The organism is Streptomyces goshikiensis (genome assembly GCF_014650555.1).
GTDB lineage: Bacteria > Actinomycetota > Actinomycetes > Streptomycetales > Streptomycetaceae > Streptomyces > Streptomyces goshikiensis.
In genome coordinates, this window is record NZ_BMVE01000001.1 from 267,196 (window position 1) to 284,260 (window position 17,065).

At 72.2% G+C, this 17,065-nt stretch carries 19 protein-coding genes and 2 riboswitches; of the genes, 10 read left to right on the forward strand and 9 right to left on the reverse strand.

Going from position 1 to position 17,065, the window contains the following annotated elements; genetic code table 11:
• Positions 1-291: 291 nt before the first annotated feature.
• From IE248_RS01215 to IE248_RS01225, 3 genes are all read right to left on the reverse strand, one after another.
• Positions 292-1,032 (reverse strand): enhanced serine sensitivity protein SseB C-terminal domain-containing protein, encoded by a 741-nt coding sequence (locus IE248_RS01215; RefSeq protein ID WP_037794967.1) that lies wholly within the window; start codon positions 1,030-1,032, stop codon positions 292-294.
• A gap of 54 nt (positions 1,033-1,086) precedes the next feature.
• A complete protein-coding gene (locus IE248_RS01220; RefSeq protein WP_008743374.1) occupies positions 1,087-1,821 on the reverse strand; it encodes an enhanced serine sensitivity protein SseB in 735 nt (244 codons plus the stop codon).
• Positions 1,822-1,906: 85 nt separating this feature from the next.
• A complete protein-coding gene (locus IE248_RS01225; RefSeq protein ID WP_037794966.1) occupies positions 1,907-2,593 on the reverse strand; it encodes an AAA family ATPase in 687 nt (228 codons plus the stop codon).
• A gap of 203 nt (positions 2,594-2,796) precedes the next feature.
• Positions 2,797-2,900, forward strand: a riboswitch (glycine riboswitch).
• 184 nt (positions 2,901-3,084) lie between these two features.
• On the opposite strand from IE248_RS01225, the gene gcvT reads away from it, so the two are divergent.
• The 5 genes from gcvT (at position 3,085) to IE248_RS01250 (ending at position 8,296) form a co-directional block, all read left to right on the forward strand.
• Positions 3,085-4,200: a glycine cleavage system aminomethyltransferase GcvT gene (gene gcvT, locus IE248_RS01230; protein ID WP_190029800.1), complete on the forward strand. Its 1,116-nt coding sequence runs from the start codon at positions 3,085-3,087 to the stop codon at positions 4,198-4,200.
• Between the two features lie 103 nt (positions 4,201-4,303).
• Positions 4,304-4,684 (forward strand): glycine cleavage system protein GcvH, encoded by a 381-nt coding sequence (gene gcvH, locus IE248_RS01235; RefSeq protein WP_008743370.1) that lies wholly within the window; start codon positions 4,304-4,306, stop codon positions 4,682-4,684.
• A 15-nt stretch (positions 4,685-4,699) separates the two neighbouring features.
• Positions 4,700-5,956, forward strand: a complete 1,257-nt coding sequence (glyA, locus tag IE248_RS01240) for a serine hydroxymethyltransferase (RefSeq protein WP_037794963.1) — start codon at positions 4,700-4,702, stop codon at positions 5,954-5,956.
• 263 nt (positions 5,957-6,219) lie between these two features.
• Positions 6,220-7,602 carry an L-serine ammonia-lyase gene (locus IE248_RS01245; protein ID WP_008743368.1) on the forward strand — a complete coding sequence of 461 codons (1,383 nt, stop codon included), beginning with the start codon at positions 6,220-6,222 and terminating at the stop codon, positions 7,600-7,602.
• A 178-nt stretch (positions 7,603-7,780) separates the two neighbouring features.
• The gene (locus IE248_RS01250; RefSeq protein WP_037794961.1) at positions 7,781-8,296 is read left to right on the forward strand and encodes an AMIN-like domain-containing (lipo)protein; all 516 of its coding nucleotides are present in this window, start codon (positions 7,781-7,783) and stop codon (positions 8,294-8,296) included.
• A 64-nt stretch (positions 8,297-8,360) separates the two neighbouring features.
• Here the strand turns inward: IE248_RS01250 and IE248_RS01255 are convergent, their stop codons facing one another.
• Positions 8,361-9,101: a flavodoxin family protein gene (locus IE248_RS01255; protein ID WP_008743366.1), complete on the reverse strand. Its 741-nt coding sequence runs from the start codon at positions 9,099-9,101 to the stop codon at positions 8,361-8,363.
• Positions 9,102-9,206: 105 nt separating this feature from the next.
• Positions 9,207-9,401: riboswitch (cobalamin riboswitch) on the forward strand.
• Between the two features lie 29 nt (positions 9,402-9,430).
• On the opposite strand from IE248_RS01255, the gene IE248_RS01260 reads away from it, so the two are divergent.
• Genes IE248_RS01260 through IE248_RS01280 form a run of 5 tightly spaced genes read left to right on the forward strand, consistent with a single transcriptional unit; the run spans position 9,431 to position 12,700 of the window.
• Positions 9,431-10,144 carry an energy-coupling factor ABC transporter permease gene (locus IE248_RS01260; RefSeq protein WP_008743365.1) on the forward strand — a complete coding sequence of 238 codons (714 nt, stop codon included), beginning with the start codon at positions 9,431-9,433 and terminating at the stop codon, positions 10,142-10,144.
• Positions 10,144-10,497, forward strand: coding sequence for an energy-coupling factor ABC transporter substrate-binding protein (locus IE248_RS01265; RefSeq protein WP_008743364.1), 354 nt, complete (start codon positions 10,144-10,146; stop codon positions 10,495-10,497). Before IE248_RS01260 ends, IE248_RS01265 begins: the two co-directional genes overlap by 1 nt.
• 3 nt (positions 10,498-10,500) lie before the next feature.
• On the forward strand, positions 10,501-11,250 hold the full coding sequence (cbiQ, locus tag IE248_RS01270; protein WP_073798334.1) for a cobalt ECF transporter T component CbiQ: 750 nt from the start codon (positions 10,501-10,503) through the stop codon (positions 11,248-11,250).
• Positions 11,247-12,080, forward strand: coding sequence for an energy-coupling factor ABC transporter ATP-binding protein (locus tag IE248_RS01275; RefSeq protein WP_008743362.1), 834 nt, complete (start codon positions 11,247-11,249; stop codon positions 12,078-12,080). Before cbiQ ends, IE248_RS01275 begins: the two co-directional genes overlap by 4 nt.
• 50 nt (positions 12,081-12,130) lie before the next feature.
• Positions 12,131-12,700 carry a PadR family transcriptional regulator gene (locus tag IE248_RS01280; RefSeq protein ID WP_008743361.1) on the forward strand — a complete coding sequence of 190 codons (570 nt, stop codon included), beginning with the start codon at positions 12,131-12,133 and terminating at the stop codon, positions 12,698-12,700.
• A gap of 53 nt (positions 12,701-12,753) precedes the next feature.
• On the opposite strand, the gene IE248_RS01285 is transcribed toward IE248_RS01280, so the two are convergent.
• The 5 genes from IE248_RS01285 to IE248_RS01305 form a co-directional block, all read right to left on the reverse strand.
• Positions 12,754-12,966: an EF-hand domain-containing protein gene (locus IE248_RS01285; RefSeq protein ID WP_037794959.1), complete on the reverse strand. Its 213-nt coding sequence runs from the start codon at positions 12,964-12,966 to the stop codon at positions 12,754-12,756.
• Between the two features lie 153 nt (positions 12,967-13,119).
• Positions 13,120-14,307, reverse strand: a complete 1,188-nt coding sequence (locus IE248_RS01290) for a YncE family protein (RefSeq protein WP_073798332.1) — start codon at positions 14,305-14,307, stop codon at positions 13,120-13,122.
• Positions 14,304-15,092, reverse strand: coding sequence for a polysaccharide deacetylase family protein (locus tag IE248_RS01295; protein WP_073773011.1), 789 nt, complete (start codon positions 15,090-15,092; stop codon positions 14,304-14,306). Before IE248_RS01295 ends, IE248_RS01290 begins: the two co-directional genes overlap by 4 nt.
• Positions 15,093-15,470: 378 nt before the next feature.
• Positions 15,471-15,974, reverse strand: a complete 504-nt coding sequence (locus IE248_RS01300; RefSeq protein ID WP_073773012.1) for an ATP-binding protein — start codon at positions 15,972-15,974, stop codon at positions 15,471-15,473.
• A 266-nt stretch (positions 15,975-16,240) separates the two neighbouring features.
• The gene (locus IE248_RS01305) at positions 16,241-17,008 is read right to left on the reverse strand and encodes an enoyl-CoA hydratase/isomerase family protein (RefSeq protein ID WP_008743356.1); all 768 of its coding nucleotides are present in this window, start codon (positions 17,006-17,008) and stop codon (positions 16,241-16,243) included.
• Between the last annotated feature and the right edge of the window lie 57 nt (positions 17,009-17,065).

The following is a 17,065-nucleotide window of genomic DNA, read 5'->3' on the forward strand; positions in this document are numbered from 1 at the left end:
GCCCGTGATCGCCCGCCAGACCTGCCGGGTATGTGATGCGCAACCGTGATCTGCTGCGACACCTTCCGTTATGCGGACCGCGGGGGCGGGTGAGCGGTGCAACTGCGTCGCGTTCGGTGCGGAACGGACATCCGGCCCAACTGCCATTTCCGACGCGGTTATTGGCGCCATTGGGGGGATATGCCGGGGGTACGGCGAAGGCCGCACCGGGCGGACCGGTGCGGCCTTCGGGAGGGATGTCTCGTTATGCGCAGGGGCGGGCATGGCCGGATCACGGCCATGGCACCGTTGTCAGAACGCCGGGGACTGGCCCTCGCGGTCGTAGAACGGCCGGGTCTGCGCGCGCAGCCACATCGCGACGGGGTCGTGCTCGTCGGCGAGCGCGACGGTGCACACCGGGACGCCCTCGGGGACGGCGCCGACCGACTGGCGCATCATCTCCCGGACGGATTCCAGCGCGGGCGCGGAGGCGTCGTACAGGTCGAGACCGACGGCGAGGTACGGGGATCCGAGCGCGGGCTGCACCCACGCGCGGCGCAGCGACCGTACGGCGGGGGTGCGGTGCGCGTGCCGGGTCAGCAGCCCGTAGAACTGCGGGAGCTCCAGGGCGGGCTCGGACAGCCGCAGCGGCCCGGCCGGCATCCGGTCCAGCCCGGTGGCGATCCGGCGCAGGTCGGCCCACGGGATGCCCACGCCGCCGCCCTGGGCGTGCGGGTTGAGCCACAGCCCCCAGCGGTCCGGGTAGAGGGCGCGGGCGATGTCGCGGCCGGTGACGACCTCGTACCCGCGGTTCCAGCCGCTGGCGGCCAGCTCCTGCGGGGAGGTGACGCACGGCGCGTACCCGAGGCCCTCGACCTCCATGCCGCCGTACTGGGCGTCCGGGGAACCCGGTTGTCCCTGCCAGAGCAGCATCCACAGGCGGCCCTCGGCGAGGGCGCGCAGGAGCGCCTCGTAACTCTCGTAGCGCCCGGGAGTCACCTGGCGCAGCATGTGCTCGACCTGCCCGGCCGCGGCCGTGCCTGACGCACTCACCCGGTACCCCTCTTCTCCACCCGTCGTCCACACCTCCCCCCAGCTTATGCGGCCCTAGGGGAGGTAGAAGGGGCGCACGCGCTCACGAATCCAGTCCGTTACCGGATCCTGGGCGGCGTCGAGGAGGATCAACTGCACAGGCCACGGCACGGGTACGCGGGCCAGGCCCCGGCCGAGCGCCGCCATCGCGGCGTCGCGGGTGCCGGGCTCCCAGCCCGTCAGCCGGACGCCGACGAACAGCTCGGGCTCGCCGCCCTCGACGCTGCCGAGGCAGCGGTACGCGGCGAGGACCACGCCGGTGGCGCGGAACTCCTCGGCGGTGGCGGCCAGGAAGTCGACGGGGTCGTCCTGCCAGTCGGGCTCGAACAGCCGCACGCGGCCGCCGGTGGCGGGGCCGTCGAGGGGGGTGCGGCCGGTACGGCACAGCTCCGCGACGGCGGGCGGGGGCAGCGGCACGCCGACGGCGCCCTCGGGGTTCACGGCGATCCCGAGCTGCGGGGGCAGGCCGCGGGCGAACTCGACGGCGGGGGCCACGGCGAAGTCCATGCCGGGGCCGACGCAGGCGCGGAACTGGCTCTCGGAGCTGTAGACCGGGACGTACGCCGCCCCGCCGATCTCCATCGTCGGCAGGCTGAGGCTGTCGTGGTCGGGTCCGCCGCCGCCGGGCAGCGGGACCCACAGGGGGCTCCGGCCGAGCACCTCCAGGATCCGCGCCCCGGCCTCCGGCTGCCCGAGCGCCGCCCCGAGCACCTGCTCCAGCTCGTTCTCCGGCCAGCCGCCGCCGTGCATTCCGCCTCCGCCTGTCGTTGTTCTCGCTGCCGTGTCCCGCCGAGATTAGTGGCCCGCCCCCGTCCGGCCCCCGCCGGGGCGCCGGTCAGGACGGGGCGGTGAAGTCGATGTGGGTGATGGCGGCGGCGGAGGCGCGGTCGAGGAGGGTGGCCGAGGCGCAGCCGGCCGGGGGGCGGCCCGATTCGGCGGCGCGCAGCAGGCGGGCCACCGCGCCCTGGTGGCGGGCGAAGGCGTACGGGGAGACGCCGCGGCCCCGGGCCGCCTGCCCGGACAGGGCCTCCTCGGCGCTGGTGTCCAGCAGGACCAGGTGCAGGGCCCGCCCCCGTCTCCGCGCGGCCGCGGAGAGCAGCGCGCGGACCCAGCTCTGGGTGCCGCAGTCGTGGACGACGGCGGAGGCGCCGGAGCGCAGGGTCCGCCACAGCCCCCAGTAGTGCGCGACCCGGACGAGCGGCCGGTACACGGCGTACGGCAAGGCGCCGGGCATCCGCCCCTCCCAGCGCTCGCGGGCGTCCTGGGAGTCGATGCCGCCGTCGGCCGCGGCCCGCTTGATCAGGGTGCTCTTGCCGCCGCCGGGGAGGCCGGACACCACCACGATGTCGCCCGCGGCGAACCCGAGCCGGCGCGGGGGCCGGCCGCCGCCCGGCCCCGGCCCGCGCAGGTCACGTACGGGCACGGCGGAAGCGGCGGCGGGGGCCGCGAAGGGCTTCCGCTGCGCCGGTACCCCTTCCACGGTCCCCGTCGTCGCCAGTACTCCGAATCTCCGCACAGTGATCGCCTCCCCCGAATCGGGCCCTCAGGGCCCCGTGCCCACCAAGTGTAAAGAGACGGTAATCCCGGGGTCCCGGTTCCGGCCGGGCCCGGCGTCGATCGGCCACATATTTCGATCAGCACACGCTTTCGGGCCCCGTACGCCCACACCCGGCACCCGCGTGCAATGATGTGCGCCATCTGGACACCAACTGCATACCGGCCGCTTGAATCCGCGCGGGAGAGTCCCGGCACGCCGCAAGGCCGTGTCCGGGCGCCGAAGGAGCAAGTACCTCCCTTGAATCTCTCAGGCCCCGTACCGCGTGGATGAGGCAGATCTGAAAAGCGAGCCGCGCCGCCGTCCCTCACGACGGCATCCGCGTGTGCTCCACCCAAGGTGCAAGTCGAGGTTCCCCGGGTCCGACCGGGAACTCTCGGCGAACCTCTCAGGTTCCGATGACAGATGGGGAGGATCGTCCTCGTCATGTCATGCCCTGGGACCCGGGAGCCACACCCATGAGCACTGCCCCCCGCCTGACCGCCCTCGACACGCTGCACCGCTCGCTCGGTGCGACCATGACCGACTTCGCGGGCTGGGACATGCCGCTGCGGTACGCCAGTGAGCGCGACGAGCACAACGCCGTGCGCACCAAGGCCGGCCTGTTCGACCTCTCCCACATGGGTGAGATCACCCTGACCGGCCCGGAGGCCGTCAAGGCCCTGGACTACGCGCTGGTCGGCAACATCTCCACCGTCGGCGTCGGCCGGGCCCGCTACACGCACATCTGTCAGGAGGACGGCGGGATCGTCGACGACCTGATCGTCTACCGCCTCGGCGAGACCGAGTTCATGGTCGTCGCGAACGCCTCCAACGCGCAGGTCGTGCTGGACGCGCTGACCGAGCGCGCCGCCGGCTTCGACACCGTGGTCCGCGACGACCGCGACGCGTACGCGCTGCTCGCCGTGCAGGGCCCGGAGTCCCCCGGCATCCTCGCCTCGCTGACCGACGCCGACCTGGACGGCCTGAAGTACTACGCCGGCCTGCCGGGCACCGTCGCGGGCGTGCCCGCGCTGATCGCCCGTACCGGCTACACCGGCGAGGACGGCTTCGAGCTGTTCGTCTCCCCCGAGCACGCGGTGGAGCTGTGGCAGGCGCTGACCAAGGCCGGCGAGGGCGTCGGCCTGGTCCCGGCCGGCCTGTCCTGCCGCGACACCCTGCGCCTGGAGGCGGGCATGCCGCTGTACGGGCACGAGCTGACCACCTCCCTCACCCCGTTCGACGCGGGTCTGGGCCGGGTCGTGAAGTTCGAGAAGGAGGGCGACTTCGTGGGCCGCGCCGCGCTGGAGGCCGCCGCCGAGCGCGCCGCCGGCAACCCGCCGCGCAAGCTGGTCGGTCTGATCGCCGAGGGCCGCCGCGTCCCGCGCGCCGGGTTCCCGGTCGTGGCCGGCGGCGAGGTCATCGGCGAGGTCACCTCCGGCGCCCCGTCCCCGACGCTGGGCAAGCCGATCGCGATGGCGTACGTGGACGCGGCGCACGCCGCGCCCGGCACCTCCGGCGTCGGCGTCGACATTCGCGGTACGCATGAGCCCTACGAGGTTGTGGCTCTGCCGTTCTACAAGCGGCAGAAGTAGCCCCGGTCCCGTACCGGGCCCCGGCAGCAATCCCGGCAGACCCGTCTCGCCAGTCGAGACGCCCTGTTCGTTCGCACTCCCCCGCATCCAGGAGAATCAGGTCATGAGCAACCCCCAGCAGCTGCGTTACAGCAAGGAGCACGAGTGGCTGTCGACCGCCGAGGACGGCGTCGCGACGGTCGGCATCACGGAGTTCGCGGCCACCGCGCTCGGTGACGTCGTCTACGCCCAGCTCCCCGAGGTCGGCGACACGGTGACCGCGGGCGAGACCTGCGGCGAGCTGGAGTCGACCAAGTCGGTCAGCGACCTGTACTCCCCCGTCACCGGCGAGGTCGTCGAGGCCAACCAGGACGTCGTGGACGACCCGGCGCTCGTCAACACGGCCCCCTTCGAGGGCGGCTGGCTGTTCAAGGTCCGCGTCGCGGAGGAGCCGGCCGATCTGCTCTCCGCCGACGAGTACGCCAAGCTCACCGCCGGTAACTGACCCCAGGGGATCCTGATGTCCGTACTGAACACCCCTCTCCACGAGCTCGACCCCGATGTCGCCGCCGCCGTCGACGCCGAGCTCGTGCGCCAGCAGTCCACCCTGGAAATGATCGCGTCGGAGAACTTCGCTCCGGTCGCCGTCATGGAGGCCCAGGGCTCGGTCCTGACCAACAAGTACGCCGAGGGCTACCCCGGCCGCCGCTACTACGGCGGCTGCGAGCACGTCGACGTCGTCGAGCAGATCGCGATCGACCGCATCAAGGCGCTGTTCGGCGCCGAGGCCGCGAACGTGCAGCCCCACTCGGGCGCGCAGGCCAACGCGGCGGCGATGTTCGCGCTGCTGAAGCCGGGCGACACGATCATGGGCCTGAACCTGGCCCACGGCGGTCACCTGACCCACGGCATGAAGATCAACTTCTCCGGCAAGCTCTACAACGTGGTCCCGTACCACGTCGACGAGTCGGGCCAGGTGGACATGGCCGAGGTCGAGCGCCTCGCCAAGGAGTCCAAGCCGCAGCTGATCGTCGCCGGCTGGTCCGCCTACCCGCGCCAGCTGGACTTCGCCGCCTTCCGCCGCATCGCGGACGAGGTCGGCGCGTACCTAATGGTCGACATGGCGCACTTCGCCGGCCTGGTCGCCGCGGGTCTGCACCCGAACCCGGTGCCGCACGCCCACGTCGTGACCACCACCACGCACAAGACCCTCGGCGGTCCGCGCGGCGGTGTCATCCTGTCGACGCAGGAACTGGCCAAGAAGATCAACTCCGCGGTCTTCCCGGGCCAGCAGGGCGGTCCGCTGGAGCACGTGATCGCGGCCAAGGCCGTCTCCTTCAAGGTCGCGGCCTCGCCCGAGTTCAAGGAGCGCCAGGAGCGCACCCTGGAGGGCGCGAAGATCCTCGCCGCCCGCCTCGTCCAGGACGACGTCAAGGCCGTGGGCGTGGACGTCCTCACCGGCGGCACCGACGTGCACCTGGTCCTGGTCGACCTGCGCAACTCCGAGCTGGACGGCCAGCAGGCCGAGGACCGCCTCCACGAGGTCGGCATCACGGTCAACCGCAACGCCATCCCGAACGACCCGCGGCCGCCGATGGTGACCTCGGGCCTGCGGATCGGCACGCCGGCGCTGGCCACCCGCGGTTTCGACACCGAGGCCTTCACCGAGGTCGCGGAGATCATCGCGCAGGCGCTCAAGCCCGCGTACGACGCCGAGGACCTCAAGGCGCGCGTCTCGGCGCTCGCCGCGAAGTTCCCGCTGTACCCGACGCTGTAACGTCGACAGGTCAAGGGTCGGGCCCGGTTCCTGTCTCCACAGGGACCGGGCCCTTCTCGTACCGGCCCGGACCCTTGCCCCGCGGGCCTCACGGGCCTCGCGGGCCCGTGGCCGACCTCCCGGCGCCCCCCGCGCGACCCCTCGGGCGGACGAACCGTTCACCTCGCCGCGTTAAGCTCGCCTGTCGGACAAAATCCGAACAATCGACCTCCCCCCGTACGAACCGCCCCTCCCGCCCCACGAGCAGACAAGGGAGTCCGCCAGTGGCCATCTCCGTCTTTGACCTCTTCTCCATCGGCATCGGCCCGTCGTCCTCCCACACGGTCGGTCCGATGCGGGCCGCACGCATGTTCGTGACCCGCCTGAAGAAGGACGGGGTCCTCGCCGAGACCGCGTCCGTCCGCGCGGAGCTCTTCGGCTCGCTGGGCGCCACCGGCCACGGCCACGGCACCCCCAAGGCGGTGCTCCTCGGCCTGGAGGGCCACTCCCCCCGCACGGTGAACGTGGAGACCGCGGACGACGAGGTGGAGCGCATCCGCCAGAGCGGCCGCCTGCGCCTCCTCGGCACGGAGATAGGCAACGCGCACGAGATCGCCTTCGACGAGCCGAACCAGCTGATCCTGCACCGCCGCCGGTCCCTGCCGTACCACGCGAACGGCATGACGCTCTTCGCCTACGACGCCTCCGGGACCCCGCTGCTGGAGAAGACGTACTACTCGGTCGGCGGCGGCTTCGTCGTGGACGAGGACGCGGTGGGCGAGGACCGGATCAAGCTCGACGACACCGTCCTGAAGTACCCCTTCCGGTCCGGCGACGAGATGCTCCGCCTCGCGAACGAGACGGGCCTGTCGATCTCCTCCCTGATGCTGGAGAACGAGAAGGCCTGGCGCACGGAGGAGGAGATCCGCGAGGGCCTGCTGGAGATCTGGCGCGTGATGCAGTCCTGCGTCGCGCGCGGCATGTCCCGCGAGGGCATCCTCCCGGGCGGCCTGCGGGTCAAGCGCCGGGCCGCCTCCACGGCGCGCCAGCTGCGCACCGAGGGCGACGCGATGATGCACCGCAGCGAGTGGACGACGATCTACGCGATGGCGGTCAACGAGGAGAACGCGGCGGGCGGCCGCGTCGTCACCGCGCCCACGAACGGCGCGGCGGGCGTCCTCCCGGCGGTCCTGCACTACTACACGAACTTCGTCCCCGGCGCGGACGAGGACGGCGTGGTCCGCTTCCTCCTCGCGGCGGGCGCGATCGGCATGCTGTTCAAGGAGAACGCCTCGATCTCCGGCGCCGAGGTCGGCTGCCAGGGCGAGGTCGGCTCGGCCTGCTCGATGGCGGCCGGCGCCCTCGCCGAGGTGCTGGGCGGCACCCCGGAGCAGGTCGAGAACGCGGCCGAGATCGGCATGGAGCACAACCTCGGCCTGACCTGCGACCCGGTCGGCGGCCTGGTGCAGATCCCCTGCATCGAGCGCAACGGCATGGCGGCGGTCAAGGCCGTCACGGCGGCCAAGATGGCCATGCGCGGCGACGGCAGCCACAAGGTGTCCCTGGACAAGGTCATCAAGACCATGAAGGAGACCGGCGCCGATATGAAGGTCAAGTACAAAGAGACCGCCCGCGGCGGCCTCGCGGTCAACGTCATCGAATGCTGACGCCGGCCGGCTGACCCGCTGGCCCCCTGACCTGCTCGGAGAGCCCCACCGCGGCCGTGCGCCCGGTGGGGCTCTCCGGCGTCCGCAGGGCCGCCGCGGCTCCGGTGGAACCGCCGGGGCGCCTCAGGTGTCCTTAGCGATGACATCGGTCCCCGTCTCTGGAGAAACAGGGGGCGTCATGAAGCACCTCCGCCGCCGACAGATCACCGCCCTGGCCACGGGCATGTTGCTCGCCGCCGGGATCTCGCTCGCCGCGCCGGCCTCGGCCGCCGCCGCGACCGGCTCCGCCCGCACGCAGACCCCGCTCGTCGTCAATGCCCGCTGGGGCGGGCACTGCACGTACGACCGGCTCGTCATCGACGTCAAGGGATACGTCCCCCAGGTCACCGTCACGCCCGTCGCCCACCTCGTCTACGACGGGTCCGGCAAGCCCGTACCGCTCGCCGGGAAGTACTTCCTGGAGGTCCGCCTGCATCCCGCGGCGGGCCACGACGACGCCGGGCAGAACGTGTACCAGGGGCCCAAGCTCGTCAAGATCTACCTGCCCAAGCTCAAGGGCATGGCCCTGACCGGCGACTACGAGGGGTACGTGACCTTCGGCGCCGCCTTCGACACCAAGCCCTCCTACACGTCCTCGGTCCTGCACGGGCCGGAGCGGTTCGTGCTGGACGTCGCGCACCCGAACGTGTGCTGAGCGCGCGGGGACCCGGCGCCGTGGCGGGCGCCGGGTCCCCGTTCTCCTCGCCCGCCCCGCCCGGCTAGCGATGCTCGGGGTTCGGGAAGTCGAAGCGGCAGCCCGCGTCCCAGAGGGAGCGCTGGTTGCCGTGGGCCGGGATGCCGCCGCCCCGCTTGAGCAGGGCGGCCAGGTGCATGAGGTTCCAGGACATGAAGGTGGTGTTCCGGTTGGTGAAGTCGTTCTCGGGGCCGCCGGAGCCCGGGTCGAGGTACGAGGGACCGGGCCCGGCCTCGCCCATCCAGCCCGCGTCGGCCTGCGGGGGGATCGCGTAGCCGAGGTGCTGGAGGCTGTAGAGGATGTTCATGGCGCAGTGTTTGACGCCGTCCTCGTTGCCCGTGACGAGCGCGCCGCCGACCCGGCCGTAGAAGGCGTACTGGCCCTGGTCGTTGAGGATCGAGGAGCAGGCGTAGAGCCGCTCGATCACCCGCTTCATCACCGAGCTGTTGTCGCCGAGCCAGACGGGGCCGCAGAGCACCAGGATGTCGGCGTCCATGATCTGGCTGTAGAGCACCGGCCACTGGTCGCTCTCCCAGCCGTGCTCGGTCATGTCGGGCCAGACACCGGTGGCGATGTCGTGGTCGACGGCACGGATGAGGGAGGTCCGGGCGCCCGCCGCCGCCATGACGGCGCGGCTCTTGTCGATCAGGCCCTCGGTGTTGCTGGTCTCGGGCGAGCGTTTGAGCGTGCAGTTCACGTAGACGGCGGTGAGGTCGCCGTAGTCGGGGGGCTGCGCGGTGTCGGAGGTCTGCGGAGTGTCGGCCACTCCCCCACCCTGCGAGCCGCCGCATCACCCCGCCACCGGGCGGAGCCCATCCGGGCCATCCGGCCGGCGTGATCGGCGCGGGTTGTTACCGGTCCGTGCGGCCGACTAGGGTCAGCTGGCCTTGGTGTTCGGGAAATCGGTGCGAAACCGGTGCGGCCCTCGCCACTGTGATCGGGAAGTCCGGCTCCACTCCGTAAGGAAGCCACTGGGCTCGCACGGGAGACCGTACGACCCCGGGAAGGCGGAGCCAGGACAACAGCACCCGTGAGCCAGGAGACCGGCCGGGGCGCGTTGTCCATCCACGAGGTGCTGGAGAGGTCTCCCCACTCATGCATATAGCCGAGGGGTTTCTGCCCCCGCTGCACGCGGTCGCCTGGGGCGCCGCGTCCGCTCCCTTTGTCGTCCACGGCGTCCGCGCCCTCACCCGCGAGGTGAAGGCCAACCCGGAGAGCACGCTGCTGCTCGGCGCGTCCGGCGCGTTCACGTTCGTGCTCTCCGCGCTCAAGATCCCGTCGGTGACGGGCAGCTGCTCGCACCCCACCGGGACGGGGCTCGGCGCGATCCTGTTCCGGCCGCCGATCATGGCGGTGCTCGGCACGATCACCCTGCTGTTCCAGGCGCTGCTGCTGGCGCACGGCGGGCTCACCACGCTCGGCGCCAACGTGTTCTCCATGGCGATCGCCGGGCCCTGGGCCGGGTACGCCGTCTACCGGCTGCTGCGGAAGTTCGACGTCCCGCTGATGGTGACCGTGTTCTTCGGCGCCTTCTTCGCCGACCTGGTCACCTACTGCGTGACCTCGGTGCAGCTGGCGCTCGCCTTCCCGGACCCGGGCAGCGGGTTCCTCGGCGCGCTCGCCAAGTTCGGCGGCATCTTCGCGGTCACGCAGATCCCGCTGGCCGTGAGCGAGGGCCTGCTGACGGTGCTCGTGATGCGGCTGCTGATGCAGTCGAGCAAGTCGGACCTGGTCCGGCTCGGCGTCGCGAAGCTCACGGGCGCCGGCGCCGGCGCCCGTACCGGCAACCAGCAGGAGGCGGCGGTCTGATGAGCCGGAACGCGAAGATCAACACCCTGCTGCTGCTCCTGGTGGCGGCGCTGGCCGTGCTCCCGCTCGCGCTGGGGCTGGGCGAGGGCAAGGAGGAGCCGTTCGCGGGCGCCGACGCGCAGGCGGAGGCGGCCATCACCGAGCTCAAGCCGGACTACGAGCCCTGGTTCTCCCCGCTGTACGAGCCCCCGTCCGGGGAGGTGGAGTCCGCGCTGTTCGCGTTGCAGGCGGCGCTCGGCGCGGGCGTGCTCGCGTACTACTTCGGCGTGCGCAAGGGACGCCGCCAGGGCCTCGCCCAGGCGGAGCGGCAGCCGGCCGCCGCGCAGGCCGCCGCCACCGCCCCGGAGGCGTAGGCGGTGCTGCCGATCGACGTGGCGGCGCACGGCAGCCGCTGGCGCCGCCGCCACCCGCTCGAAAAGGGCCTGCTCGGGGTCGGTCTCACCGTCACGGCCGTGGCCCTGCCGCCGTGGCCCGGCGGGCCGCTCGTGGCCGGCGCCACCCTCGCCGTGCTGCTCGGCCCCGCCGGGGTGCCCGGGCGCCGGCTGTGGCGGGCCTTCCGGATCCCGCTCGGGTTCTGCTTCACCGGGGCGCTGCCCCTGCTGTTCGCCGTCGGCGGCCCGGCCGGGCCGGTCTCCTGGGCGCCCGACGGCCCCCGGCAGGCGACCGAGCTGCTGCTGCGGACCTCCGCGGCCTCCCTCGGCGTGCTGCTGTTCGCGTTCACCACCCCCGTCTCGGACGTACTGCCCCGGCTGGTCCGCGCGGGGGTTCCGGCCCCGGTGGTGGACGTGGCGCTGGTGATGTACCGGATCGGGTTCCTGCTGCTGGACTCGATGGCGCAGGTCCGGCGCGCCCAGGCGGCCCGCCTCGGGCAGACCGGCCGGGCCGCGGTGTGGCGTTCGCTGGCCGGGCTCGCGGCGACCTCCTTCGTCCGGGCCTTCGACCGCGCGGGGCGGCTCCAGGAGGGGCTGGCCGGGCGCGGCTACGACGGCGCGCTGCGCGTGCTCGTACCGGAGGCGGCGCTGTCGTGGCGGTTCCTCGCGGCGTCGGGGGCCCTGCTGGGCACCCTGATCGCCGCCACCCTCGTACTGAAGGAGCTGTATCTGTGACGCGGTTGGTGGAGCTGGTCGGCGCGGGCTACGCGTACGAGGACGGGCCGGCGGTGCTGTCCGGCGTGGACTTCGGGATCGCGGCGGGCCGCGCGCTGGTGCTGCTGGGCCGCAACGGCAGCGGCAAGACCACGCTGATGCGGCTGCTGAGCGGGGGCCTGAAGCCGGGTCCGGGCGAGCTGCGGCTCGACGGCGCGGTGGTGGCGCACGACCGGGCGGGGCTGACCCGGCTGCGGACCTCGGTGCAGCTGGTGGTCCAGGACCCGGACGACCAGCTGTTCGCGGCCTCGGTGGAGCAGGACGTCTCCTTCGGCCCGATGAACATGGGCCTGCCCGCCGGGGAGGTGCGGGCGCGGGTGGACTCCGCCCTGGCCGCGCTGGACATCACGGCGCTGCGGGACCGCCCGACGCACCTGCTCTCGTACGGCCAGCGCAAGCGGGCGGCGATCGCGGGCGCGGTGGCGATGGCTCCGCGCGTGCTGATCCTGGACGAGCCGACGGCTGGCCTGGACCCGGAGGGGCAGGAGCGGCTGCTGGACGCGCTGGCGGGCCTGCGCGCGGCCGGCACCACGGTGGTGATGGCCACGCACGACGTGGACCTGGCGGTCCGCTGGGCCGACGACGCGGCGGTGCTGACCCCGTCGGGCATCCGGTTCGGTCCGGCCGGGACGCTGCTCTCGGATCCGGAGCTGCTGGTCTCGGCGGGCCTGCGCCAGGCGTGGTCCCCGGCGGTGGCGGCGTTCCTGCGGGCCCGGGACCTGCTCGCCGGGGACGCCCCGGGCCCGAGGACCCCGGAGGCGCTTGCCGCCTGGGCCCCGGGTCGTCCCTGACCCGCTCCCGCGCGCGGGTGCCGGGCCTCCCGCGAACCTAGGATGGCCGCATGTCGCTCCCGCACGCCATCCTCACCGCCCTGCTCGAAAAGCCCTCGTCGGGGCTGGAGCTGACCCGGCGGTTCGACAAGTCGATCGGGTACTTCTGGTCCGCGACGCACCAGCAGATCTACCGGGAGCTCGGCCGGCTGGAGGAGGCCGGGCTGATCCGGGCGCTGCCCAGCGAGGTGCCGGTGCGGGGGCAGAAGAAGGAGTACGAGGTGCTGCCGGACGGCAGCGCGGAGCTCGCCCGGTGGGTCGGCGAGCGGCAGGATCCGAAGACGGTCCGCGATCCGCTGCTGCTGCGGATCCGGGCGGCGGCGGTGGTGGGACCGCAGGGCCTGGAAGCGGAGCTGCGGCGCCATGTGGGTCTGCACCGGCGGCAGTTGGAGACGTACGAGGCGATCGAGGAGAAGGACTTCCCGCCGGGGCGGCGCTCCGACGAGGACCGGCTGCACCGGCTGGTGCTGCGCGGCGGCATCGCGCTGGAGACCTTCTGGCTGACCTGGCTGGAGGAGGCCCTCGCCGAGGTCGGGGAGATCGCCCTCCCGGCGCCCGGCGCCGGGGGCGGGGCGGCCTGACGCCCCCGCCGGCCCGGCAGGGGCGGGCGGGGGGCGGCGCGGCGCGGGGCCGGCTACTTGTTCAGGGAGGCCCAGAACTCGTCGAAGCTCAGCAGGCCGTCGTGGTTGGCGTCCTTGGAGGCGACCACGGCGTCCGCGACGGAGGCGGTGACGAAGGCGTCACCCATCGCCTTCATGGCCGCGCTGTACTCGTCGGCCGTGATGAAGCCGTCACCGTTCACGTCGAACTTGTTGAACGTCGCCCGTGCGCTCTCGATGTCCGCCACTGGGTCCACCCCTTCTTGGTGCTTGTTGACCGGCCCAGGGTAGCGGCAGCCCCGGCCCGCCCCCGCCGCGGGTCCCGCTCGGCCGGCGGACACGGCGACGGTGACCGGCAGGGGCCGGGAGGCGGTCGGCAGGGGCCGCCGCGCGGGACCGGGCTACCGGAAGATGCCGGTGTGCCCCAGCGAGTAGCGGCCGGGCTGCGGGTAGACGGCCAGGCCGTGGGGGCCGCCGCCGACCTTGATCTTGGCGAGCTGCCGGCCGGACGTCGTGTCGATGGCGTAGACCTCGCCGTTGTAGCGGCCGGACAGCCACAGCACCTTGCCGTCGGCGGAGACGCCGCCCATGTCGGGGCTGCCGCCGTCGGGCAGCTCCCACTTCTTGGTGAGCTTGTTCTGGGTGAAGTCGAAGACGGAGATGCTGCCCTCGCCGCGGTTGGAGACGTACATCTCCTTGGAGTCGCGGCTGATGTACAGGCCGTGGCAGCCCTTGCCGGTGGGGAGCAGCTTCGGCACGTCGAACGCCTCGCCGCTGAGCACCCACATGCCGTGCGCCATCATGTCGGCGACGTAGAAGGTCTTCCCGTCCGGGGAGATCTTGACGTCCTGTGGCATCGCCCCCTCGAACGGCAGCTTCTGCTGGCCGATCACCTCCATCCTCTCGGTGTCGACCTTGAGCAGTTCGCCGGAGAACTCGCAGCTCACGATGAAGTAGCGGCCGTCGGCGGAGAAGTCGGCGTGGTTGACGCCGGCGCAGGTCACCGGAACGGTCTTCACCCGGTTCATGGTGTGCGGATCGCGGAAGACCAGCTCGCGGTCCATGGAGGCCATCACGACCGCGTACTTGCCGTTCGGCGTGAAGTACAGGTTGTACGGGTCGTGCACCTCGACGGGGGCGCCGGCCTCGCCGGTGGCCGGGTTGATCGGGGTGAGCGTGTGGCCGCGGTTGTTGTTGACCCACAGGGTCTTCATGTCCCAGGACGGGACCACGTGCTGGGGCTGGACGCCGACCGGGATGGTGTCGATGACCGTGTACGTGGCCGGGTCGATGACGGACACCGTGTTGGAGCCGGTGTTCGGCACGTAGACGCGGGACGGGAAGTCCTTGACCACCGGGGAGAGCTTGTTCGGCCGGTCGGCGGCGTAGACGTCGTTCGGGTCGAGGAGCGGCGGCATTCCCGCCAGGCCGGGCGGAACGGCCGGGACCGCCTTGACCGGGCGGGCCGGTTCCTTGGAGCCGAGCGCCTCTGTCGCGTCCTTGTCGCCGGTTCCGCAGCCGGCGAGGGCGGCGAGGACCAGTCCGGCGAACAGCGCGGTGGCCTTCCGGGGAAGGCGGATGGTCGTCATGGGGTCAGCAGCTCCGTGGTGGTCACCGCGCGCAGCTTGCGGCGCGCGAGTTCTTCGAGGAGGGGCGGCATCGCGGCGACCGTGTCCGCGTAGCCGAAGTGCAGGCTCACCACCGATCCGCTGCGGATCGTCCCGGTGACGGTGCGGATGACGGCCGCCGCGCCGGGCGAGGTGAAGTCGAGGGAGTCCACGTCGTACGAGAGGACGTGCGGGTAGCCGGCCCGCTGGGCGAGGGTCCGCACGAGCGGGGTCGCGTACCGGGTCTGGGAGGGCCGGAACCAGCTGCCGATGGAGCCGGTGAGCCGTTTGAGCCGCTGGGCGCACTGGGTGATCTCGGCGTAGGCCTCCGCCTCGGGCATGGCGTTGACGGCGAGGTGGCGCTGGGTGTGGTTGCCGAGTTCGTGGCCGCCGTCGAGGATCCGGCGGGCCATCTCCGGGTGGGCGTCGAGCCAGCTGCCGATGGCCAGGACGGTGACGCGGGCGCCGCCCTTCTCGGCTTCGGCGAGGATCGCCCGGGCGGTGGCGGGGTCCCCGTTGCCGTGGAAGGTGAGGGCGACGCGGGGCCGGTCGCGGGGGCCGTGGCCGATCTCGACGGGCTGGCCGGGGAACCGGTGCGGGGCGGGGGCGACGGCCGGCGCCTTGGCGGGCGAGGGGGCGGCGGCGCTCGTGGGGGCGGTGGGCGCGGGGTCGGTGCGGCCGCTCGCGCCGCAGGCCGCGGTGAGGGCGCCGGCGGCGACCGCCGCCCCGGCGCGGAGAGCGGATCGACGGTCCGGGTAGCAGAGCACCTGCCCATTTAAGGGGGTGGAGGCGCTGATGGTAATGATTGACCCATTTCGGGGCCTTTGGCGGGGTGGTCCGTATGTTGGGATGTTGGGTAGTTGATCAACGAATTACACCGACTGGTCGATACTTATTCATTGATTACGAGGTGAGTGGCTCACCTCACCTAGGATTTAGGTAGAAACTCTAGGTATATACACACTTATGTCCGAGTTGAGACTTTTGGCGTTTGGGCCCTCGTCTGCCATAGTCGGAGCCACGGCTTCCCGTTGACCCGAGCGAAGTCTCCACGCCGAGGATCACACCCCCTTCGATCCTCGGCGCACCCTTGAAACCCCCGCGACGCCCACCACGGCGACAGGGGGTTTCTGGCGTTCCGGGGACTAGCGGTCCGCGACCCGCATCTCGAACCAGGTGATCTTGCCGCGCGGCAGCAGGTCCGCGCCCCAGCGGTCGGAGAGCTTGTCGACGAGGAAGAGCCCCCGGCCGGTGGTGTCCATCTCGTGCACCGGCATCAGACAGGGCAGCCCGCGCGAGGGGTCGCGCACCTCCACGCGGATCCAGCCGCGCCGGCGCAGCAGCCGTAACCCGAAGGACCGGGCCCCCGTGTGCCGCACGGCATTGCCCACGAGTTCGGAGACCAGCAGGACGGTGTGCTCCGCGATCTGCGGCGAGAGGCCCCAGAGCCGGATCACCACGCACTGGGTCAGCCGGCGCGCGGTGCTCGCGGACTCGGGCATCGACGGCAACGTCACTTCCGCCTCGGCGGGGTTCCCGAACAACTCCAGCGCCTTGAGGCCCTGTTCGTCCTCAAGAGCCGCCGTGAGCCGCACGGCCGAAGCGCTGCTGCGCTGCCGCGGCTGTTCCACACCCTCCAGGCCCGCCATGCACCCATCATGGACGGCCGGTGTGCCCGTACGGGCCGTTCCGCAGGAAAACACCCCCCGGAAGCAAGCGTTCCGGGGGGTTGCATTGGCATATGCACAAGGCAATCGGAGGGCCGTGAGACGGCCCTGACCTGTCACTACGCACCGCTCAATGCCGATCACAGCGAGTGGATCACCGTTTCCCCTTAAGGCTGCCTTAAGGCCTGGCTAATCCACCCACAAGGAGGACGGGCCGATCCGCGCGGGCGCGGACACGACCGGGGGACTCAGAGGAACTTCGCCTTGCCCGGGCCCTCCTCGACGAAGCTGCGCATCCCGCGCTCGCGGTCCTCGGTGGCGAACAGGCCCGCGAACCAGTTGCGTTCGATGGTCAGCCCGGTGTCGATGTCGGCCTCCAGGCCCGCGTCCACGCACTCCTTGGCGGCGCGCAGCGCGAGCGCCGGACCCTGGGCCAGCTTCGCGGCCCAGGCGTGCGCCTGCTCGTACACCTCGGCGGCGGGGACGACGCGGTCCACCAGCCCGAGCGCGAGCGCCTCGTCGGCCTTGACCATGCGGCCGGTGAAGATCAGGTCCTTGGCCTTGGAGGGGCCGATCAGCCGGGAGAGCCGCTGGGTGCCGCCGGCGCCGGGGATCAGGCCGAGCAGGATCTCGGGCTGGCCGAGCTTCGCGTTGTCGGCGGCGATCCGGTAGTCGGCGCAGAGCGCGAGCTCGCAACCGCCGCCCAGGGCGTAGCCGGTGACGGCCGCGACGACCGGCTTGGGGATCCGCGCCACGGCGGTGAAGGCGTCCTGGAGGGCGCGGGACCGGGCGACCATCGCCGCGTGGTCCATCAGCTGCATCTCCTTGATGTCCGCGCCGGCCGCGAACACCTTCTCGCCGCCGTAGAGGATGACCGCGCGGACGTCGGCCCGGTCGGTGGCCTCCACCGCGAGCTCGCGCAGCCGGTCCTGGGTGGCGATGTCCAGGGCGTTCATGGGCGGCCGGTCCAGGCGGATGGTGCCGACGCCTTCGGAGACTTCGAGAGAGAGGGTCATACCGGGAAGGTTAGCGCCGGTTAACCAGAGGTGGCCCGGTGCTGTCGGTCACAGCAC